This window comes from Microcoleus sp. Pol17C6, from assembly GCF_036701145.1.
Classification (GTDB): domain Bacteria; phylum Cyanobacteriota; class Cyanobacteriia; order Cyanobacteriales; family Microcoleaceae; genus Microcoleus.
In genome coordinates this window covers 14,529-35,303 of the sequence record NZ_JAUBQH010000005.1, presented here as the reverse complement: position 1 = coordinate 35,303, position 20,775 = coordinate 14,529, and the positions used below count along the sequence as shown (strand labels likewise).

General features: G+C 46.0%; 16 protein-coding genes. 7 read left to right on the top strand and 9 right to left on the bottom strand.

Features of this window, described 5'->3' with window-relative positions:
- Nucleotides 1–448: 448 nt before the first annotated feature.
- Together QUA25_RS04135 and QUA25_RS04130 are read left to right on the top strand one after the other, a co-directional pair.
- Nucleotides 449–4,585 (top strand): ATP-binding protein, encoded by a 4,137-nt coding sequence (locus tag QUA25_RS04135; protein ID WP_333035806.1) that lies wholly within the window; start codon nt 449–451, stop codon nt 4,583–4,585.
- A 100-nt stretch (nt 4,586–4,685) separates the two neighbouring features.
- Nucleotides 4,686–6,008, top strand: coding sequence for a response regulator (locus tag QUA25_RS04130; protein WP_333035804.1), 1,323 nt, complete (start codon nt 4,686–4,688; stop codon nt 6,006–6,008).
- A 386-nt stretch (nt 6,009–6,394) separates the two neighbouring features.
- Here QUA25_RS04130 and QUA25_RS04125 read toward each other — a convergent pair whose 3' ends face one another.
- Nucleotides 6,395–6,934, bottom strand: coding sequence for a GIY-YIG nuclease family protein (locus QUA25_RS04125; protein WP_333035802.1), 540 nt, complete (start codon nt 6,932–6,934; stop codon nt 6,395–6,397).
- Between the two features lie 59 nt (nt 6,935–6,993).
- Nucleotides 6,994–7,320, bottom strand: coding sequence for a hypothetical protein (locus QUA25_RS04120; RefSeq protein WP_333035800.1), 327 nt, complete (start codon nt 7,318–7,320; stop codon nt 6,994–6,996).
- A 229-nt stretch (nt 7,321–7,549) separates the two neighbouring features.
- On the opposite strand from QUA25_RS04120, the gene QUA25_RS04115 reads away from it, so the two are divergent.
- Nucleotides 7,550–8,350, top strand: coding sequence for a hypothetical protein (locus tag QUA25_RS04115; protein WP_333035799.1), 801 nt, complete (start codon nt 7,550–7,552; stop codon nt 8,348–8,350).
- A 93-nt stretch (nt 8,351–8,443) separates the two neighbouring features.
- Here QUA25_RS04115 and QUA25_RS04110 read toward each other — a convergent pair whose 3' ends face one another.
- Complete coding sequence (locus tag QUA25_RS04110; RefSeq protein WP_333035797.1) at nt 8,444–9,307, bottom strand: sulfite exporter TauE/SafE family protein; 864 nt, start codon at nt 9,305–9,307, stop codon at nt 8,444–8,446.
- Nucleotides 9,308–9,394: 87 nt separating this feature from the next.
- Nucleotides 9,395–10,237 carry a pentapeptide repeat-containing protein gene (locus QUA25_RS04105; RefSeq protein WP_333035969.1) on the bottom strand — a complete coding sequence of 281 codons (843 nt, stop codon included), beginning with the start codon at nt 10,235–10,237 and terminating at the stop codon, nt 9,395–9,397.
- A 419-nt stretch (nt 10,238–10,656) separates the two neighbouring features.
- Here QUA25_RS04105 and ilvD point away from each other — a divergent pair, with 419 nt between their 5' ends.
- Nucleotides 10,657–12,342 carry a dihydroxy-acid dehydratase gene (gene ilvD / locus QUA25_RS04100; RefSeq protein WP_333035795.1) on the top strand — a complete coding sequence of 562 codons (1,686 nt, stop codon included), beginning with the start codon at nt 10,657–10,659 and terminating at the stop codon, nt 12,340–12,342.
- A 116-nt stretch (nt 12,343–12,458) separates the two neighbouring features.
- On the opposite strand, the gene QUA25_RS04095 is transcribed toward ilvD, so the two are convergent.
- The 3 genes from QUA25_RS04095 to QUA25_RS04085 all read right to left on the bottom strand — a co-directional run bounded on the left by QUA25_RS04095 (nt 12,459) and on the right by QUA25_RS04085 (nt 15,669).
- Nucleotides 12,459–12,989: a hypothetical protein gene (locus tag QUA25_RS04095; RefSeq protein WP_333035792.1), complete on the bottom strand. Its 531-nt coding sequence runs from the start codon at nt 12,987–12,989 to the stop codon at nt 12,459–12,461.
- A gap of 233 nt (nt 12,990–13,222) precedes the next feature.
- A complete protein-coding gene (locus tag QUA25_RS04090; protein ID WP_333035789.1) occupies nt 13,223–15,154 on the bottom strand; it encodes an ATP-binding protein in 1,932 nt (643 codons plus the stop codon).
- A 260-nt stretch (nt 15,155–15,414) separates the two neighbouring features.
- Nucleotides 15,415–15,669 (bottom strand): hypothetical protein, encoded by a 255-nt coding sequence (locus QUA25_RS04085; protein ID WP_333035787.1) that lies wholly within the window; start codon nt 15,667–15,669, stop codon nt 15,415–15,417.
- 98 nt (nt 15,670–15,767) lie between these two features.
- On the opposite strand from QUA25_RS04085, the gene QUA25_RS04080 reads away from it, so the two are divergent.
- Both QUA25_RS04080 and QUA25_RS04075 read left to right on the top strand, forming a co-directional pair.
- Nucleotides 15,768–17,411 (top strand): GTP-binding protein, encoded by a 1,644-nt coding sequence (locus QUA25_RS04080; protein ID WP_333035786.1) that lies wholly within the window; start codon nt 15,768–15,770, stop codon nt 17,409–17,411.
- 242 nt (nt 17,412–17,653) lie between these two features.
- Entirely contained in the window at nt 17,654–18,583 is a 930-nt protein-coding gene (locus QUA25_RS04075; RefSeq protein WP_333035784.1) for a phosphoribulokinase, read from the top strand.
- Nucleotides 18,584–18,700: 117 nt separating this feature from the next.
- On the opposite strand, the gene QUA25_RS04070 is transcribed toward QUA25_RS04075, so the two are convergent.
- Together QUA25_RS04070 and QUA25_RS04065 are read right to left on the bottom strand one after the other, a co-directional pair.
- Nucleotides 18,701–19,213, bottom strand: a complete 513-nt coding sequence (locus QUA25_RS04070; RefSeq protein ID WP_333035783.1) for an ARC6/PARC6 family protein — start codon at nt 19,211–19,213, stop codon at nt 18,701–18,703.
- 154 nt (nt 19,214–19,367) lie between these two features.
- Complete coding sequence (locus QUA25_RS04065; RefSeq protein WP_333035781.1) at nt 19,368–19,574, bottom strand: hypothetical protein; 207 nt, start codon at nt 19,572–19,574, stop codon at nt 19,368–19,370.
- A gap of 110 nt (nt 19,575–19,684) precedes the next feature.
- Between QUA25_RS04065 and QUA25_RS04060 the strand changes: the two genes are divergently transcribed.
- Entirely contained in the window at nt 19,685–20,665 is a 981-nt protein-coding gene (locus QUA25_RS04060) for an ABC transporter ATP-binding protein (protein WP_333035778.1), read from the top strand.
- Nucleotides 20,666–20,775 lie beyond the last annotated feature (110 nt).

Genomic DNA, 20,775 nt, shown 5'->3' with positions numbered 1-20,775 from the left:
CCCTAATCTACAATCTCATAAACCCGCCCCCGCTGGATTTTAATTAACGACATGATTGCCGAAATAAACAAATAAATTAGAAAAGTTATCACAGTTTTTGTAAGTAAAAATGAATCAAATGCTCAACAGTTAGAAACAGAACTAACAGAAGCAAATTTTGACAGGCGCGTCCAATCTTCCATAGTAGTTGCCTATATTGCAATACGGTTCATTTAAGCTCGATTCCCCCTAAGCCCCCTTTTTAAGGGGGGGACAATAACTTACTCAAAGTCCCCCTTCTTAAGGGGGATGCGAGGGTGATATCCGAGGAATAAATAGTTTTAAATGAACCGTAGTGGGCTATATTGAACCGGGCGGAAAATTTCACAGTTTTTAGGGCGCGCCAATTGCCGGGAAAGGCACGCTACAGCAGTTAAAATAGGATTATCAGCGCAATTGGTTCACACCCATGCCCATTTATCACTTCAACCGCCTAACCGCCAAATTTTTCAGCAAGCTGCCACTGCGAACGGTTCTGATTGTTCCGTTTGTTTTGCAAACGGTAAGTGTAGTTGGGCTAGTGGGCTATCTTTCTTTCAAAAGTGGTCAGGAATCAGTCGAGGATGTGGCGCATCAGTTAATCGAACAAGTAGGAGAACGGATTAGCGATCGCCTCACGGATAATAATGGGCTGTCGGCAATCAATACCTTTCTGCCTAGGCTGCAATTCTCGGCGTCAGGACAAACTTTTATTATGGATCGATCGGGCAATCTGATTGCCACATCCACACTAGAAACACCCTTGGTGACGCCCGCAAAAAAGCAACCGACGCCATTGCTAGCCACCAACAGCAAGGATGCCCGCACGCGAGATATTGCTCGACAACTCACCAACCGATTTGGCAACTTCCGCACCCTGCAAACAACCCAGAAATTGACCCTGGTGAGCAAGGGCGAGAGGCAGTTTGTCCGCGTCACTCCCTATCGAGATTTCCGTGGTTTGGATTGGTTGATTGTGGTGGTGGTGCCAGAGTCTGATTTCATGGCTCCGATTCAAGCAAATACGCGCAACACATTGTGGTTATTGGCCGGTACACTGCCGCTGGCGATCGCGATCGGATTTTTGACTTCCCGTTGGGTGACAAAGCCAATTAGGCGCTTGAATACGGCAGCCCAAAATGTTGCCACAGGAAAATGGGATCAACCTTTAGAAATTAGACGCTGGGATGAAGTCGGATATCTCGCCAATTCTTTCAATTTTATGGCAGCGCAACTGCAACAGGCTTTTGCAGACCAAAAATCTTTAAACGAAGCTTTAGCGCAAAGAGAGAGCCAACTCAAGCAATTTCTCGAAGCCATACCTGCGGGAGTATCTATCCACGATGCCTCCGGTAAAGTCGTGTACTTGAACAAAACTGCCAAGCATTGGCTCGGCGTAGAAACTATCCCCGATGCGACTTTAGAAGAAGCAGTAGAAGTTTATCAAATCTACCGCCAAAACCAGCTTTATCCCACTGAAGAACTGCCCGCATTCCGAGCACTGCGTGGCGAAACAGTATTCGTGGAAGATGTAGAACTTCATCGAAATGGGAAATTTATTCCTTTTGAGGTGCGCGCCACACCAATTTTTGACGAAGGCGGAAATATTATTTATGCCATCCATGCTTTTTATAATATCGCACAGCGCAAACAATCTGAAAAAATATTAACTGACTACAATCACACTTTAGCAGCCGAAGTTGCCGAACGTAGCGGGGCATTAGCTCGTGCTAACGCACTATTACAATATGAAATTACCGATCGCCAATTGCTCGAACAAAAACTTTACACTTCTACTGAGCAATTTGTGAAAATATTTGAGTCAATTACAGATATTGTATTGATTTTTGATGTCCAAGAAGAAACCATCCAAATTATACCCACTAAGGGAATTTTTCAATACAACTATCATACGAATCAGATCGACACCATCATCGAACAATTTTTTCAGGAGGCCAGCGAGGCGATTTATTTCGCGCAAGTTCGACAGGCATTGGCAACCCAACAAACTATTAGTTTTGATTACAGTCTGCAGATTAATAACCAAGAAGTTTGGTTGGCTGCGAAAATTTCGCCGCTGTCGGATAGCTCTGCGGTTTGGGTAGCGCGCGACATTAGCGATCGCCAGTTGGCGGAAGCCCGACTGCTGGAAGCCCAAAAAATTGCCCGTATTGGCAGTTGGGAATACGATATTGCCACAGCAACAACCACTTGGAGTGAAGAACTCTATCGCATTTATGAGCTCGATCCGACTCAAAAACCGCTGCCCAGCGAACAATTAATCGAGCGTTTTCATCCAGAAGATCGATCGCGCTATCTGGCAATGGTGCGCGATCAAGCTATGTGTGGGAAAAGCTTTGAAATTGATCTGCGGCTGATCCGAAGAGATGGCTCGCTCAGTTACATTGAAGTCCGAGGGAAACCTGTTTATGATGAAAAAGGGCAGTTGATCCGTTTGTTCGGCACTGTCTTGGATATTAGCGATCGCAAACAAGCGGAGTCAGCTTTGCGAGAAAGCGCCCAGGGAGAACAAGCCATCGCCCGATCGATCGAGCGCATCCGTCAATCCTTAGATATTGACACAATATTCAAAACCACAACCTCTGAACTGCGACAAACCCTAAAATGCGATCGTGTCGGTATCTATCGCTTTAATCCTGATTGGAGCGGGGAATTTGTTGCCGAATCAATGGCTGCCGGCTGGAAGTCTCTGATCCCACAAGCCGACGATTTTAATGTGCCAAACACTCTCGTCGAAGACTCTCGCTGTACCGTGAAAACTATGCAAGCCGGCGGTACACCAGTTCTGGATACCTATCTACAAAAAAATCAAGGCGGTATGTACGCTAGAGGCGTTCCTTACCGCATAATTGAAGACATATACAGCGCTGGGTTGAGTCCTTGTTACCTAGAACTGTTAAAACAATTCCAAGCTAGAGCCTACGTTATTTTCCCCATATTTTGCGGCAGTCAACTTTGGGGTTTGCTCGCCAGCTATCAAAATTCTGCACCCCGCACTTGGCGCGAAGCAGAAATCAATATTGGGCTGCAAATTAGCACTCAACTGGGAGTCGCCTTACAACAAGCTCAATTGCTGGAAGCCACTCAACAGCAAGCAGTACAGCTTCAACAAGCCGCCTGGGCCGCAGAAGCTGCCAACCTTGCCAAAAGCACTTTCCTAGCAAATATGAGCCACGAACTCCGCACCCCGCTCAACGCAATTCTGGGATTCTCCCAATTGATGCAGCGCTCTACCAACCTCACTCGCGAACAACAGGAAAATATCCGCATTATCAACCGCAGCGGAGAACACTTGCTAGCTCTGATCAATCAAATATTAGATTTAGCCAAAATAGAGGCAGGACGCATTACACTCAACCCCACCGAATTTCAATTAAGCAGCCTGTTGAACGATCTGGAAGAGATGTTTCAACTCCAGGCAAGGGAGCAACAATTGCAGTTAATCTTTTACTGCTCTAGCGAAACTCCCGAATACGTGCAAACAGATCAAATGAAATTGCGCCAAGTTTTAATTAACCTGCTTTCTAACGCCATTAAATTTACCAAACACGGCGTAATTAGGTTAAGAGTAAGTGCATCTATCGACAGTGAAAATCAGCACTTACCCATCAGTAATTACCAATTACATTTTGAAATAGAAGACACGGGTTCCGGCATAGCTGCTGATGAGTTAGATAAGCTTTTCCAAGCCTTTGTGCAAACCAAAACAGGAACCAAATCTCAGCAAGGAACAGGCTTGGGGCTGGCTATCAGCCAACAGTTTGTCAAGCTGATGGGCGGCGTGATTACTGTACGGAGTGAAGTAGGACGCGGCACCACCTTCGCGTTTGATATCCCCGTCAGCGCCGTTGATGCCCCGGCGACTCAACCCGTACAGCCACTGCGTCGGGTGATAGCCCTGGAACGCAACCAGCCACGCTATCGTATTTTGATTGTGGACGATCAATCGGACAACCGCCAACTGCTGATCAAACTCCTCGCGGGCTTTAACTTTGAACTCGAAGAAGCCAGCAACGGCATGGAAGCTATTGAAATGTGGTCGAGTTTTGAGCCACACTTAATTTTTATGGATATGTGGATGCCCGTGATGGATGGACATGAAGCAACCAAACGCATTAAAGCCACCGTTAAAGGTCAAGCTACGGCAATAATTGCCGTGAGTGCCGGTAACGCCGAAGAAGCGCAAAGCGTTACTGTATCAGATGATTGCGATGACTTTATCCACAAACCCTTTCGAGATACAGAAATTTTTGCCACCCTCCACAAACATCTGGGAGTGCGTTACATTTACGGTGAACCGGAGAGTGTTCCCGAGTCAACTCAAATCGAGGCTCCGACTCCAGAGACTCTTGCAGCCTTACCCGCAGATTGGCTGGCAGCTTTAGAGAAAGCCACAATTGAGTGCGATTTAGAGTTAATTCTGATCCAAATTGAGCAAATTCGCGATCGCAATGACGCTTTAGCTAGTGCTCTAGCCGGATTTGCTAACCAGTTTCAGTTCAATCAAATACTAGCTCTCATCCATCCCGAAACGAAAGAGAAATGATATTATACCCGGTTCGTAGTGAGTACGACCGTCCTCATAAAACCCGCTAGGACGATCGTACTCACTACAAGCCTATAAAGGTTATTTTACCGAACTAGATATGAATTACGAAGCAACTCCCGTCTTAAAAGGGAATATTTTAATTGTTGATGATATTCCGACTAATTTGCAACTTTTAGCTCAAATACTCTCGCAGCAAGGGTACAAAACACGCACCGCACCCGACGGCAAACTAGCGCTGCGGTCGATCGAGTTAACTCCTCCTGACTTAATTTTGCTCGACATCATGATGCCCGGTATGGACGGGTACAAAGTCTGCCAAGCATTGAAAGCTTCTCCCAAAACCAAGGACATTCCGGTTATTTTTATCAGTGCTTTGAATGAAGTGTTAGATAAAGTCAAAGCCTTTGAAGTTGGTGGTATAGATTATATCACAAAACCGTTTCACGAACAAGAAGTTCTCGCCCGCGTCTCAAATCAACTCGTGCAGCGCCAGTTGTTCCAGCAAACACAATCCTACGCCCAGCAACTCGAACAAACCGTAACTGAACTCAAGAAAACTCAAGCTCAGTTAATACAGAAGGAAAAAATGGCTTCTTTAGGTCAGCTAGCGGCAGGAATTGCTCACGAAATCAACAATCCCGTCAGCTTTATCTACGGTAACATTGCTCTAGCGGCGGACTATGCACGAGATTTGCTTCGCCTCCTCGAATTGTACCGACATTACTACCCGCACCCGGTGGCAGAAATTATCGGCGAATTGGACGAGATTCAACCCGAATTCATCGCAGAGGATTATCCAAAACTTCTGAATTCGATGACAGAAGGTGCTTCTCGGATTAGCGAAATTGTGATGTCTTTGCGGAAATTCACCCGCCTTGGCGAACAAAAGTACAAGCCAGTGGATATTCATGAAGGCATTGACAATACTTTAGTTATTTTGCAGCACCGGTTGAAGGGAGCAAACAAAGCTGGTGAGATAGAGGTCATTAAACACTACAGCCAACTGCCAAGAGTCACCTGTTACGCCAGTGAGTTAAATCAGGTGTTCATGAACCTGCTAAGTAATGCTATTGATGCCCTGGAAACTCAACCATCTCCCCGAAAAATTACCATCAGCACTTCAGTAAGTTGTGAGTCAGAATCGGCCCTGCACAATCAAGATTCAAAATTAGCCACTCACAACTATAAATCCGTTGTTATTCACATTGCCGATAACGGTTGTGGGATGAGTGAGGAAGTGCGCCACCAGATATTTGACCCATTTTTTACTACGAAGCCTGTAGGCCGCGGTATTGGATTAGGGTTGGCAATCAGTCACGATATTGTAGTGGAAAAACATCGAGGTCAAATAAGTTGTATTTCTGCTCCGGGCCGAGGAACCAAGTTAATTGTGCAGATTCCGATATCTGTTAAATTTTAATAAATTTCAACATTTTAAAATTTAACCGACCCAGAGGATATATCAGATAGATTGTACGCGAGCATCTGTTTAAGGTAAAACCGATAGTCCCTCAGTCCGTCAGGGGTTGAAACCCCTGCCTCAAAGCGAAAGTCCTCTAAAAGAGGACTAATAAATTATCCAGTCCTCTTTTAGAGGACTTTTGCTATAAGCCCCGTGGAATTCATTCCCTGGTGGACTGCCGGGTGAGCGGGAGGGCTGGCGGACTAAAAGCTTAAGTTGACACGACGAAAGGCACGGCGCCGTCTCGAAAGCTGTGGGTAATATTAATTCCAATGCAACCGGATTTGATAGCAGTCCTCCTTACAAACAGGGGCTGATTGTGGGGAATTGACCAGAGAGCGTATTTACTTTAAATCCAACAATCCGCTCGTTTTGAGCTTGGGATTAAACCGGATTTCTTCAGTTACGCCGCGAGCTTTCAGCAGCGCGAAAATTTCATTTTCCACGCGCCGCGCGACATTTTTCAACAATTTATCTTTGGCAATTTCATCGGCGAAGATACCTTCATAATTAGCCGTTTCTTGGGCAGTCATTACCGTTTTTGTGTCGATGGGATCGTTCCACTTGGCAGCATCGGCACCGTTACCCTGGGGTTGGGAACCGTTTTCGGCAATCCAACTTTCTCTAATGCTTTCTAGAATAGTGCGGCTGGGCTTGTCAATAGTTTGCACTTTCAGCCAGTAGCAATACTGGGTTTGGCGTACCAAATGCTGTTTAAGGCTGAGGTAAATGTCGCGAGAATAGCCGACAAATTGCAGGACTTTCTCGTTATCAAAAATCGCGTAAACGCCAATTTTTCCCTGCACAAAATCGGGCAATTTTCCCTCGGAGTCTATGTAGGGAATGAATTCTAAGCTGGCGAGAGATTGAATGTCTTCTGTCATCCGATTTTAGATTTTAGATTTTAGATTTTAGATTAAACCACAGATTAACCAGCCTTGACCTAATTCTTGAAAACGCGATAAATTGCACAGAGGCGGCTGGGTTTAAATATTTTGGCTTGGAACATGAAATTAGGCGGGACGTTGACGATCGCAAAATCGCTCGATTGATGATACTTTTCAAATTCCGCAGGCATTCCCTTCGGCGTCTCGCTGCTGTAAGGGACTGGCTGAAAAAGTAATTCGGCAAACTCAATGCGCGAGCATTGCAATTGTAGCGCTACTTGTTTGACAAAGCTTTCACCGGTTAATAAACCGAACAGTGCAGTTTTAGCATCGGGTTCGAGGACAAAACTGCTATCGTAGCTTTCAATAATCTTAAGACCCATGTTCTGTATACTCCTGACAGACGGCGGTGAACGCTTATTGGTTAACTGTTGAGCGATCGACTTAATCCTGAATTTTACCTGAGATTGACCGTTTTGAAGGCAGAACGTATTCGGCACGAGGTCAATGAAAATACCACAATCAGGAAATTTTGACAAATAGCCCTGATTTATTTGCCGATCGCTTTTATCATGTCCGTATCGCCATCTATCCGACTACGACTAAAAGGCTATGCAGAAGATTGAAAAAGCATCATTCCCAGCTTTGAGAAGTGCCCCGAACCAGCCGGACTGGCTAGAATTGGTAGAATACGCCTCTGTTGCTGGTTCAGCGATTGGCACGATTGCTGCAGGATTGTCGGGCCAAATTGTCTACGCTGCAGCCCCCTTAACCGCAGCACTCTCGATAAATCTCGCCAATCGCCAGCGTTTCGAGCAACAAATGCAACAAAAGGCAAATTCTGCGATTGCGGACGTACAGGCCGCAGTAGAACGTCGATCGCAGCAAGTTCAGATACTACCTGGAGAACCTGCGGAACTCTACACCGCCGTCTCTGACTTGCAGCAGAAACTCCAGGGCTTGGAATCCGGGGCCATCGCCGAGGTACAAGCTGCCGTAGCCTCCCTCGAACGCCAAGCCCAGGCGCTGCCTGCAGATTCTCAGGATTTCCACACGCAACTGTCCGATTTGCAGCAAAAACTCCGCATTTTGGAAAATAGCGCCCTCAGAGAGCATGATTGGGAAAATGTCAACGTCCGATTTTTATTGATGGGCGAACAGTTAACTGAAGTTAAAACTATTACGGCTCAGTTACAGGAGCGATCGAATGAAGTAGACTTCGATACAATCCAAGGTTCTCTCAAGCAATTGCAGGATTTGCTCGATCGACCCACAATAGATGCAGGGATGCTGCAAACCGAGATACAGCATTTGCAGCAGCAAGTGTCCGAGTTGCAGAGACAAAATCAAGAAATTGTCAAGCCTTATTTGCAGCGTCTGACTCGCGCCGTGAAGAAACTATCAGCAAATTAGTCTTACTTATTCGTTTTTCGTAGGGTGCAGCGCGGGCATCTTCCCGCATTCTTTCGTAGGGTGCGCCGGGTCGCGCACCTTACCAATTACCCATTACCCGTTACTAAATTTTTGCCAAGCTTGCCAGAAAACATAAATCGATAACACTGCCAAGAGCGATCGAAAAGCTAAACTAACAATACGATCGGGCAATCTCGGCAAAAACCGCGTGCTCACCTGCGCGCCCAACAAACCGCCGCCGCCAAGAATTAACCCCACAACCCACAAAACATTCCCGCGCGCCGCGTGTCCCGCCGTCGCCGAAATTGCCGTGATGACTATGACGCCCAAGCTGGTTTGAATTGCGGTTTTAATGCTTTCTCCTAACAGCAAAATTTGCAGGGGAACCATAATTACGCCGCCGCCTACGCCGAACAAACCGGCTAATAAACCCGCCGCACTGCCGGTAGCAATTTTAGCAAAAGTTGGATGGAATAAAATATTTGAATTATTGGGTAATTCGTGATTGGTAATTGGTAATTGAGCATTTTCTCCTTGTCCCGCTTGTCCTCCCAGTTCCCGTTGTTCTAGTTCCGCTTTCTTCTTAGCTGTCAGGTGCTTGCGAACTTCAATCAAATAAATATTCAGCCACAGCAACAGCCCAAAAGTAAGTAACAGCAAGTAAGGCGGAAATATCCCCGCCAAATAAGCACCGATTTGTGCTGTGATGACGGCGGGAAATCCGATGCCTGCGACTTGGCTCAAGCTGAGGTAGCCCATGCGCCAATTCTGGATGCTGCCAGAAATAGCTGTAATGACGATCGACAAACCGCTAGTAGCAACCGCTTGCACGGGGGCGTAATTGAGAGCCACCAACAAAGGCACGAGAACCGTACCGCCACCGATACCCAAAAATCCAGCTAGAATTCCGGCAAAAACTCCCGCCGCACCCAACATCAATAATTCAGTGATAGTCATTAGTCATTAGTCAACAGTTAACAGTCCACAGTCAACAATCAACAGTCAACAGTCCACAGTCAACAGTTAACAGTCAACAATCAAATTTTAAGAATCATTAGTTGTGCCGTCCGGCATAATTGCCCGCCTCAAATCGGCATCGCGGAAGTTAGTTCGATTGAGATTAGCATCAATCAAAACCGCTTCCACCAAAACAGCCCCGCTGAAATTAGACCAGCACAGCTTTGCCCGGTACAAATTAGCACCGCTCAAATTAGCTCTTGCCAGCGTAGACCAACTCACATTAGCAACTCTCAAATTAGCATTGCTCAGATTAGCGTCGGTGAGATTAGCTCCAACCATCGTTACTTGGCGCAAGTCTGCACCAGCCAAGTTTGCCCCGCTCACCATCGCCCCGCTGAGAATTGCCTGATTCAGATTAGCTCTTTCTAAAAGCGACTCGCTGAGGATGGCATTTGTCAGGTTTACCGCTTTGAGAGTTGACCAACTCAAATTTGCCTTCATCAAATTAATACGAATCATGCTAGCGTCGGTTAAGTTGGCCGCAAACAAATTCGCTTCGGTAAAGTTGGCTTCGGTCAAATTAGCTTCGGTCAAATTAGCCTTGGTCATGTTGACTTCTCTCGCCATTGATCCGCGCAGGTTGGCTCCCATCAGGTTAGCCCCGCTGAGATTGGCGCGGCTCAAATCGGTACCGATGAGATTTGCTTCGCTGAGGTTGGCTTCCGTCAAGTCCACCCCTGCCAATTTCACCTCGCGCAAGTTCGCTCCCGTCAGGTTAGCGCCTTTGAGGTTTGCGTCTTGGAAATTCGCTCGGGTAAAGTTAGCCTCGCTGAGGTTTACCCCTTTTAAGTCGGCCCCGACGAGGTTAATCTCTCGAAAATTTCTTTCTCCGGCCGCATATTGCCTCAGAATTCGATCGGCCTCCATGTCATTCGCCTCGCAATTTTTTTTAAACGTTAGAGTGATGGGTGTTACCACATCATCCCAGATAACTACGGTATTCACTCTGCACGCTGTACTATCTGTAGAATCTTTGCACTGCTTTCCGGACACTGCTGTGCCACTGCCTCCTAAAAGGTCTGACAAATATCAAAGCTTCTGAGAAAATCAACAATAGGGTAAAACTCTCGGCGCTCGGCACTGAGTCAGTCGAGTTTAGATTTTAGATTTTAGATTTGCTCCACAGATTCATCTGGGAGCCGGAACTTTGGTCTAAAATTATGGGCTCACCACGACGATTATCGGAAACTTGTATTCGTTTTTGGGCGAGCTGGCAGTTGACAACTGACAACTGTCAACTGTCAACTGTCAACTGTCAACTGTCAACAGACAAAGGAAATTTTAAAATGCCTGAAAATTTGAGAAGCCAAGCTGTGACTGGGGGCGTGCAGCGCGCGCCCAACCGAGCAATGCTGCGGGCAGTCGGTTTTGGTGACGGCGATTTCACTAAGCCGATTGTGGGGATTGCCAACGGGTACAGCACGATTACGCCCTGCAATATGGGATTGAACGACCTCGCTTTGCGGGCTATTGCGGGTGCAAAGGAAGCTGGGGCGATGCCACAGATGTTCGGTACGATTACTATCAGCGACGGGATCTCGATGGGAACAGAAGGGATGAAATATTCTCTGGTGTCGAGAGATGTAATTGCTGATTCGATAGAAACTGTTTGCAACGGCCAAAGTATGGACGGGTTGCTGGCTGTCGGCGGTTGCGATAAAAATATGCCGGGGGCGATGATTGCGATCGCCCGCATGAACATTCCTGCTATTTTTGTTTACGGTGGCACGATCAAACCAGGACACCACAACGGACGCGATTTAACCGTTGTCAGCGCTTTTGAAGCAGTCGGTCAATTCAGCGCAGGCAAAATTGACCAAACAGAACTCAATGCAGTGGAACAGAATGCTTGTCCGGGTGCGGGTTCTTGCGGCGGAATGTTCACAGCAAATACGATGTCGAGCGCTTTTGAAGCGATGGGCATGAGTTTGCCTTATTCTTCGACAATGGCTGCTGAGGATGCCGAAAAAGCTGACAGCGCTGCCGAATCTGCAAAAGTTGTGGTGGAAGCTGTCCGCAAACAGTTGTTACCGAGCCAAATTTTGACGCGCAAGGCCTTTGAAAATGCGATCGCGGTAATCATGGCAGTCGGCGGTTCAACCAATGCTGTGCTGCATTTATTAGCCATTTCCAATGCGATCGGCGTTGAGTTGTCCCTCGACGATTTTGAAACTATTCGAGCAAAAGTACCAGTGCTGTGCGACCTCAAACCCAGCGGCAAATACGTAGCAACCGATTTGCACAAAGCCGGCGGCATTCCTCAAGTAATGAAAATGCTGCTAGAAAAGGGTTTGCTGCACGGAGACGCCCTGACAATTACCGGCCAAACTGTTGCTGAAGTGTTAGCAGATATTCCAGCCGAACCCCGCACCGACCAAGATGTCATCCGCCCTTGGAACAACCCGCTTTACGCCCAAGGACATTTAGCAATTCTCAGGGGAAATCTGGCAACAGAAGGAGCCGTTGCTAAAATTACGGGCGTTAAAAAACCCCAAATTACCGGCCCGGCGCGGGTATTTGAATCTGAAGAAAATTGTTTGGATGCAATTTTAGCGGGGAAAATTCAAGCCGGAGATGTGATTATCATCCGCTACGAAGGGCCCAAAGGCGGGCCGGGAATGCGCGAAATGTTAGCACCAACTTCGGCAATTATTGGCGCTGGTTTGGGAGATTCTGTAGGGTTAATTACTGACGGTCGCTTCTCTGGCGGAACTTACGGCATGGTTGTTGGTCACGTTGCACCGGAGGCGCAAGTCGGCGGGACAATTGCTTTGGTAAAAGAGGGCGATTCAATTACGATTGATGCTAACAATCGCTTGTTGCAGCTCAATGTTTCTGATGCAGAATTGGAGCAGCGGCGGGCTCTTTGGCAGCCTCCTAAACCTCGCTATACTAAGGGCGTTTTGGCTAAATATGCTAAGTTGGTTTCTTCTAGCAGTGTTGGTGCTGTGACTGATTTGGGTTTGGGTTAAAGTAGGAGTTTTTGTAACCGCCGATGAAGGCAGATAAACGCAGATGAACGCAGATAGGATTTTATCTGCGTTCATCTGTGTCCATCCGCTGATATCTGCGGTTAAAACATTCCAAATTAACTGCGTTGATTCAAAAAGCGGCCTGCCATCGACATGGCGTCAGTAATATCTACGTCGCCGTCTCCATCTCCATCTAAAAACGTATTCAAAACGGGATTTCCCCCCTGGGCTGGATTTTGAGCGTTACCGCCGGTTTGTAGCAAATTCAGTAAGAGTGGCACCAAAACAGGTATCATCGCCTGCACTGTGGCGTTATTTAAACCGGTTCTTTGGGCGATATCGGCCACTATCTGCGTTAGTTGGCCGGCTCCGAACAAACTCTGTACCGCTTGCGGATTGGGATTTGTGCCGCTAAATTGGTTGACAAGTTGTTGAGCTTGTGCGTCTCCTGACTGCGATCGCACGTCTTGCAATGCCGATCGCACGTATCCGCCCAAAACCGACATCGCCAACTGAGTCGTACCCGCATCGACGCCCTGGTTGCCGCTCAACTGCTCTACCGCACCGATAATGTTGCCCAACTGATTGGGGCTTGCTTGTTGGTTGGGATTGTCGATCGCGCTCAAAATTTGGTCAAATAGTCCCATAATTTTCGCTCCGTACAGTGATTGCTCAACTTTAAATTATAGCAAATCCTGTTTTTCAAGATTATGGAAAATAGTTTTTATTTTGGTATTATCACTCAGCGGGTGGGGTAGCGGCAGGCAGTCAGTAAGCAATCTCATACTATTTGAAATGGGATATTTGGCAAGAATTATGATCTCAGATTTTTTAGCTTGCTTGCAGTTGGATTTTTTTACTGTGTAAAAAAAATATATTTTTAAGTTTTTACAGTTCCTCTCTTTTCGGACTTTGTTGGCGCGTTCCCGTTGCCAAGGGAATTATATTCGCCAGCAATTGGAGGTTTTAACAGCGGATTTGGCATTGAATCCTCGTGCTTAATCGGCAGGGCGATCGCAAATTCCGTCCCCCTTCCAACCTCAGACCAAAAGTTAATCGTCCCGCCGTGTTTCTTGACGATAATTTCGCGACCGATTGCCAATCCCAAACCCGTACCTACACCTCTCGGTTTAGTAGTAAAGAATGTTTCAAACATTTTTTCTTGACTCTCTGGCGCTATTCCCATACCGTTATCGGAAATTCGCACTACCACTGAGTCCTCGTCCAAGTATTCTGTAGCAATCACAATTCTTGGGGAAAAACTCGGTGCTTGCTGTTTGCTTGACTCCGAAGCCGATTGTTTTTTCCCCTCCTCAGAGCTGAATTTATCAATTTTTGCTTTCTCTTCCACAGCATCTAGTGCATTGTTCAGAAGATTCACAAATACCTGGTAAAGCAAACCCATATAGCCTTCAATACTCGGGATGTTCCCGTAATTGCACACCACTTCAATGCCTTGTTTTATTCGGCTGTTTAGAATCAGCAAACTGCTGTCTATGCAGGCGTGCAAATCGACGGGATGAGGGGCTGCCTCATCGAGGCGAGAAAAATCTTTCAAACTTAAGATAATAGCTTTGGCTCTTTCAGCGCCTACTTGCATCGAGTCAAATATTTTGATCAAATCTTCTTTGAGAAAATCGATGTCTATTTCTTCGCCTTTCGCGACCACTGCGGCCGGGGGGTTGGAAATTTCTGTTTCGTAAGTTTTGAGCAAATCTAAAATATCTTCAACATAATTTCTGGCCGGAGCGATATTGGCATAGATAAAATTGATTGGGTTGTTAACTTCGTGAGCAACACCGGCTAACATCCGCCCCAAAGTTGCCATTTTCTCATTTTGAAGTATCTGGGTTTGTTGTTCAGATTTCAATTCTTCTAGCAACTGATTTACTTTCTGAATCAGTTGATTCAGCGAAGCTGCTAAGACTCCCACTTCATCGGTGCTGGTAACTGGTACTTGCAACTGAAAATTAGATTCTTCAGTCACTCGCTGAGCGATTTTAGTTACAGCGGCTAGGGGTTTGGCGATCGCCCGACTGGTGAAGCCCGCCAGCACTGCTGCAACGACGATCGACAGTGCCATGCTACCCAAAATTATTTGCACCCGCAGCGCCTGGGCTCGCAGCAGATCCTCCCGCCCAGCATCTTCTTGCTGTTGGGCGCGATCGATAATTGCTGCTATATCATTGACAGCCATATCTAGTTGCAACGCTATTTTATTTCGAGCGAAATTCGACAGCAACTTACGTTTTACGCTTTGTTGAGCGGGGTTATTTGGCAAACAACTAATTTTTTTATTAACTATTTCGAGTTGATAAATATAATTAGAGAGTAGCGAATCGCAAGTATTTCTAAATTTTCCTATCCCTTTTATTTGTTTCAGGTATTTAGTTTTTTTTACTTCAAATAACAACACTTTTAAACTGTAAATATTTTTTTGTAGCTGTTGATATTTGCTGTTAAATATTTGGGGCTTATCGATGCCGTAAATCAACCACTCTTGGCTGTTTTGCGTCCGCACTAAAGCCACCTGCAACTTATGTAAAAGCTGACTTTCTTGATCGATGTGTACTTGATTATTAGTTATTCGATAGTAATGAGTGCCCACCAACATCCCGACACTCGTTCCCCCAATCGCAACACAAAGAGCCAGTGCGTACCCACGGCAGATTTTCTCGTGAATACTGAGGTTGCCAAAGGAACGGGCTATGTGAGCGAAATAATTGGGCTTTGGTGGCTGGGTCTCTTTGATGTTATGCTCGCAAGAGGTAGAGAGTTCTTGTGAAGGCTGATTTAGATGTTTGAGCTGCATAGATGCTAACCTGTGAATAATTCACGCACTGACAATTCAGTCTAACTTAACTCGTGGCTGATTAGAGAGTACCGCATTGATATTTAATGTGATAATTTTTGTAAATTAGGATGCTCTTACCTTGCCTAAGAAACCCGGTTTCTCGTTTCTAGTTTCCGAGCTTCCAGGAGGCACTGGTGTTACAAAAGCGGATTTCTCTGTACTTAATGTCATATTTGTTTCTTAATAAAAAAGTATTGCTAGACTCGTGATCAAATAAATCACCGAATAAATAAGTAGGTAGATGCAAATAAACCAGTCTGCTGTTCCGGCGGGTGATAAGCTGTAGCTGAGTTATCGTGCAAGCTACAATTGCAGCAAGAGGGCGATCGCACTTGTCCGTCCCGCTGGCGATCAAACTCCGTAAACCGCGCCTGCAGTGCGACTGAATCGGGATTTGCGGGTTCGCGCAGTACGATCCTGTTCGAGGGCTTTCCTTCGGATCGCTTCGCTAACGCTAACGGGCGCTTCGCCATTTTAGATTTTAGATTTTAGATTTTAGATTTGCAATGACTGATGACTATCGGCGTAATGTAAAAATCAAAGCATAACCTTTTTATTTGCCACTTTCCTCATGCCTTTGCCACGCCTGTTAACCTTAATTGCTGCTTTCTGCCTCGCCCTGGGGCTGATTATTGGGCTGGTGAGTTCCTTAACAGGGCTTTACAGTCAAGTTGCGTGGTCTGCTTCTCCGCTGCTGGCTAATTTGCTGATTTTCCTGATAATTGTACTTTTGGGAACCCTAATTTTTGCGCTGGTTTACTATTTTAGGCTGCTGCAACGCCCTCAGAAAGTTAAGGGAAAACGGCCGATTACTCCGAAGGTTCCTGTTGTCAAAAGTGAAGCAGCTTCGGAAAATCTCAAAGCAATTCGGCAACAAGTCGATCGCATTCAAGATGAAGTAGCGCGGCAAGCTTTGCTGTTGAGAGCCCGCGAAATTGAAGCTAGCATGGCTCGCGGCAGCGTTCGAGTAGTTGTTTTCGGCACCGGTTCTGCGGGCAAAACTTCCGCTGTGAATGCGTTGGTGGGGCGGATGGCGGGACAAGTGGGCGCGCCGATGGGAACTACGGAAGTTGGCGAAACTTACACTCTGAAATTGAAAGGAATCGATCGAGAATTAGCAATTACTGATACCCCAGGTATCTTGGAAGCGGGAGTTGCGGGGACTTACAGAGAAGAATTGGCGAGGCAGTTGGCGGCGAGGGCAGATTTAATCTTATTTGTTTTGGACGGCGATTTGCGAAAATCCGAGTACGAACCGCTGCGGACTTTGGCGGAAATTGGCAAAAGGTCGATCGTGGTTTTTAATAAAGTTGACCTTTATCCCGACACCGACAGAGATGAAATTCTCGATCGACTGCGGCAGCGAGTCAAAGGTTTTGTAGCAGCAATGGATGTAGTAGCCATTAGCGCCAATCCGCAAAAAGTTGTACTAGAAGACGGCACAATTTTTCAGCCAGACCCGGATATTATGCCATTAATTCGGCGCGTCGCTGCCATTTTGCGAGCTGAAGGCGAAGACTTAATTGCGGACAATATTTTGCTGCAATCTCAGCACTTGGGAGATCAAGCGCGCAAGTTAATTGACGCTCAAAGGAGGCGGCAAGCTGATAAAGCAGTAGAGCGATTTCAGTGGATCGGAGCCGGAGTAATTGCCGTAACCCCTTTGCCAGTTGTGGATTTGTTAGCGACAGCAGCAGTTAACGCTCAAATGGTAGTAGAAATTGCCAAGATTTACGGCTGCGAATTAAATATCGATCGCGCGAAAGAATTGGCATTGTCTCTAGCAAAAACCCTAGCAAGTTTGGGAATAGTTGAAGGCGTAATTCAAGTAGTATCAAGGGCGCTGCAGTTAAGCGTAGCCGGGTTTGTACTTGGCAAAGCAATTCAAGCAGTCAGTGCCGCTTATTTAACCAGAATTGCCGGTAAAAGTTTTATTGAATATTTCCGCCATGACCAAGATTGGGGCGACGGTGGCATCACCGAAGTTGTGCAAAGGCAGTTTCAGTTAAATCGGAAAGACGAGTTTGTCAAAGCATTTGTCAAAGATGCGATCGCCCGCGTTGTCGAACCTCTGAACATTTATCAGCAGGAATCGGAACCAGAATTAGAAATGTCAGCGGAATTGGAACCCGAAATAGAACCCGAACCCTTGTATCAGCCACCCCAACAAGACGATTGGGAAACTTACAGCAACAAACGAAACGATGAATGGTAATGGGGCATTGGCCAAACAGGGAATTGGCCAAACAGGGAAGTGAGAATTGGGTAATTACGATCGTTCAATGAGATGTTCCCTGAGTATGCTTTGTTGAATTTTATTAAGAAATTTTACAATAATTTTACACATAGGGGAGACTCTGGGGGAAGCAAGTCAAACCGAGCGATCGGATCGAACACAATTTTGATAAGATTTAAGATTGACAACAAAATTTGCTATTGTGCGTCCGGGTAAAAACAATGAGCGATCGACCAATTATTCTCGGTATTGTCGGAGACAGCGCAGCGGGCAAAACCACCCTGACGCGGGGAATTGCCCAAGTATTAGGGCCAGAAAATGTCACTGTGATTTGCACTGACGACTATCATCGCTACGACAGAAAGCAGCGGGCCGAAATCGGAATCACAGCATTGCATCCCGACTGCAATCACCTCGACATCATGCAGCAGCACCTCAGCCTGCTGCGTACCGGACAAGCAATTCTCAAACCCATCTATAACCACACCACAGGTACATTCGACCCACCGGAATACATCAAGCCCAGCAAATTTGTAATAGTTGAAGGTTTGCTGGGTTACGCAACCCGAACCATCCGCGATTCTTACGACGTAAAAGTGTATCTTGCTCCTCCCGAAGAATTGCGAAGTCAGTGGAAAGTTAAGCGCGATGTCATGAAGCGCGGTTATACTGAAGAACAGGTGCTTGCAGAAATAAAAAAACGGGAACCGGACTCTGAAGACTTCATTCGTCCTCAGCGCAAATCTGCCGATGTTGTAGTTAGTTTTTACCCGCCAGAAGCGGACAATGAATCGAATTTGAGCGTCCGTTTAGTGCTCAGACCGACAATTCCTCACCCTGATTTTACTGAAATTTTAGGTCGAGGCAGCGATAGTTTTCAACCTGCAATTCGCTTGGGACTCGATCGCGACATGGGCAAACCTGTTGACGTTTTGGAAGTAGACTCCCATGCTACCAGTGAGCAAGTAAACGAACTAGAAAAGATTTTGTGCAGCGAGTTGCCACACCTGCGGGGATTTTGTTCCGCCCAAGGCAACCCGGAAATTGGCAAACTGATCGGCACAACTGGTGAAGTTTTGCAAAGTTACCCGCTAGCTTTGACGCAGTTGCTAGTTGCATATCACATGATGAAAGCAATTCATGTGTATTAGTTAGTTCTTATTAGTGAGTTGTTATTTGTGATTTGTTTATGGGTCTTTGGTCATTAGTTCCACTCACCATTAGCAATTACTAATTATAATTAGTAACAAATAACAACTAACCCATGACTAATGGCTAATAATTTGAGAGTCGGCAATTTTCCAGATGCCATCCCAATACTCTAAGGTATAGCGAACTAGCTTAGTGTTGAAACTGCTACTATCGACTTTGCCATTTCGGTAAACTGTGGCATCTTCGGTGACTCTGACTTCAATAGTGGCTTTGTTCCCAGATGCTGCAAAGCGTTCGACGGATTCAACTTTTTGGACACCGTATCTGTACTGAGAATTACTGTTTGTCAGATAGTCTATCCCTTTGACTGTATCGGCATACAAAATACCTGTAGTCATTTTAGCCAGCAATTGGCGATCGAATGGAGGAGCAAATATTGTCTGCTTTGCCTCCAGCCACTTGCTAATTAAATCTGAAGCTTGTCCGAGAGTAATATTCAGAGCTTGACTAATATGATCTTTGCAGTAATGTGTTGCAATCCGTTGTCGGGTACAAGTAATATTTTCCGCTTTCGCCGGCGGAGTCAACCACAAAGGAGTTAAGATAGCGATTAGAATTATCGGTTTCATATCTAAAATCCTCCATCATGCTAAATTGACTTTATTGAGCCAAAATATAGGTGAGAATTATTAGCCGATTATCTCAACCTATCGTTAGTTTATCGGTAATTTTGTCTACATCATGTGCTGGGGAAATTTCGGAATTTTAATTGTATTAATTTTCTCACGATTGAGAATAAATTCTTGGTGCTCGCAAAGTCGGGTTAGCAGTGCCTAATTGCTGAAATGGCATGGAGACGGGCAATTGACTTGGAGGTGCGGGCAGCATTTCGCCTCGGAAGTCGAGGAGGGTGACGAGCAGCAGGTAGGCAACTGCTAAAATTATAGAAATCACGCCGGTGATAATAGCAACAATTTTTGAACGATCCATATTCAGCAAGTTTTAACTACAGCTAATATTAGTTTAACATTAAAAATAGCAATTATTACTTAACTTATGCAATAGAATATAATCAGGTGCTAGTTATTTCTCTGACCAAAATGGAACCTCTTGTAGATGCGCCAAATCCCATCGAGATGCCCAGAGCTACCCCAGTGGTGGAAACATTTAATCTGGGGAAGTTCTACCGTACCGGCTTCTGGATGAATGAAAAAATTGAATCGCTCAAAAATTGCACTCTGACTGTCTCTGAGGGGGAAACTTTCGGGCTGTTAGGGCAAAATGGAGCGGGGAAAACTACGCTGCTGAAAACTTTGCTGGGTATAGTACGGCCGACTTCTGGCAGGGCGCTGCTGTTGGGGAGGCCTTTGGGCGATCGCACTGTGAAGCAGCGAGTCGGCTACTTGCCAGAAAATCCCTATTTTTACGATTATCTCACGGGCTGGGAATTCTTGCAATTTGCGGCGGGCTTATTTCAAATTCCCCCCTCAATTCAGCGGCAGCGAATTCCGAATTTGCTAGACTTAGTTGGGCTATCTCAATCGGCAGCAATTAAAAAACAGTTGCGCCAGTATTCTAAGGGAATGCTGCAACGGATCGGCATGGCTCAAGCTTTGATTAACAATCCAGATGTGGTATTTTTGGATGAGCCGATGTCTGGTTTAGATCCGATGGGCCGCTATCAGATGCGGGAGATAATTTTATCGCTGAAAAATCAAGGAAAAACAATTTTTTTTAATTCGCATATATTGTCTGATGTGGAGAAGATTTGCGATCGAGTGGCTATTTTGGCTAGGGGTGAATTAATCTGCATTGGGGCGATAGACGAACTCTTGGGTAATACTGAAACTTACCGAGTTGAAGGTAGGGGCGGCCACTTGAATATCCTGCAAAAATGGATACCGGATATGGAAGTTGATAATGATTTGTGGTACGGTCATTTGCAGGGCGAGCCGAAGGAGTTTATTTCTAGTCTGAGTGGTACGGGAGGGCAGCTAATTGCCATGAATTTGGCTAAGCCTAGTTTGGAAGAGTTTTTTATGCAACAACTGCAAGAAAGAGGGATTTATTCTAGTGGTTGAAGTCCATAAAATCGGCGGCTGAAACTCGGCGGTTAAAACCCGGCGGTTGAAAGCACTACTACACAAATGAAGCCGCTCTCTAAGAGACTAAGAAAACGGGATATTCCGCC

Excerpts from the sequence above, each read along its gene's own strand:
- QUA25_RS04135 (WP_333035806.1), top strand. The coding sequence starts at position 449 with ATGCCCATTTATCACTTCAACCGCCTAACCGCCAAATTTTTCAGCAAG.
- QUA25_RS04130 (WP_333035804.1), top strand. The coding sequence starts at position 4,686 with ATGAATTACGAAGCAACTCCCGTCTTAAAAGGGAATATTTTAATTGTT.
- QUA25_RS04125 (WP_333035802.1), bottom strand. The coding sequence starts at position 6,934 with ATGACAGAAGACATTCAATCTCTCGCCAGCTTAGAATTCATTCCCTAC.
- QUA25_RS04120 (WP_333035800.1), bottom strand. The coding sequence starts at position 7,320 with ATGGGTCTTAAGATTATTGAAAGCTACGATAGCAGTTTTGTCCTCGAA.
- QUA25_RS04115 (WP_333035799.1), top strand. The coding sequence starts at position 7,550 with ATGCAGAAGATTGAAAAAGCATCATTCCCAGCTTTGAGAAGTGCCCCG.
- QUA25_RS04110 (WP_333035797.1), bottom strand. The coding sequence starts at position 9,307 with ATGACTATCACTGAATTATTGATGTTGGGTGCGGCGGGAGTTTTTGCC.
- QUA25_RS04105 (WP_333035969.1), bottom strand. The coding sequence starts at position 10,237 with ATGGAGGCCGATCGAATTCTGAGGCAATATGCGGCCGGAGAAAGAAAT.
- ilvD (WP_333035795.1), top strand. The coding sequence starts at position 10,657 with ATGCCTGAAAATTTGAGAAGCCAAGCTGTGACTGGGGGCGTGCAGCGC.
- QUA25_RS04095 (WP_333035792.1), bottom strand. The coding sequence starts at position 12,989 with ATGGGACTATTTGACCAAATTTTGAGCGCGATCGACAATCCCAACCAA.
- QUA25_RS04090 (WP_333035789.1), bottom strand. The coding sequence starts at position 15,154 with ATGCAGCTCAAACATCTAAATCAGCCTTCACAAGAACTCTCTACCTCT.
- QUA25_RS04085 (WP_333035787.1), bottom strand. The coding sequence starts at position 15,669 with ATGGCGAAGCGCCCGTTAGCGTTAGCGAAGCGATCCGAAGGAAAGCCC.
- QUA25_RS04080 (WP_333035786.1), top strand. The coding sequence starts at position 15,768 with ATGCCTTTGCCACGCCTGTTAACCTTAATTGCTGCTTTCTGCCTCGCC.
- QUA25_RS04075 (WP_333035784.1), top strand. The coding sequence starts at position 17,654 with ATGAGCGATCGACCAATTATTCTCGGTATTGTCGGAGACAGCGCAGCG.
- QUA25_RS04070 (WP_333035783.1), bottom strand. The coding sequence starts at position 19,213 with ATGAAACCGATAATTCTAATCGCTATCTTAACTCCTTTGTGGTTGACT.
- QUA25_RS04065 (WP_333035781.1), bottom strand. The coding sequence starts at position 19,574 with ATGGATCGTTCAAAAATTGTTGCTATTATCACCGGCGTGATTTCTATA.
- QUA25_RS04060 (WP_333035778.1), top strand. The coding sequence starts at position 19,685 with ATGGAACCTCTTGTAGATGCGCCAAATCCCATCGAGATGCCCAGAGCT.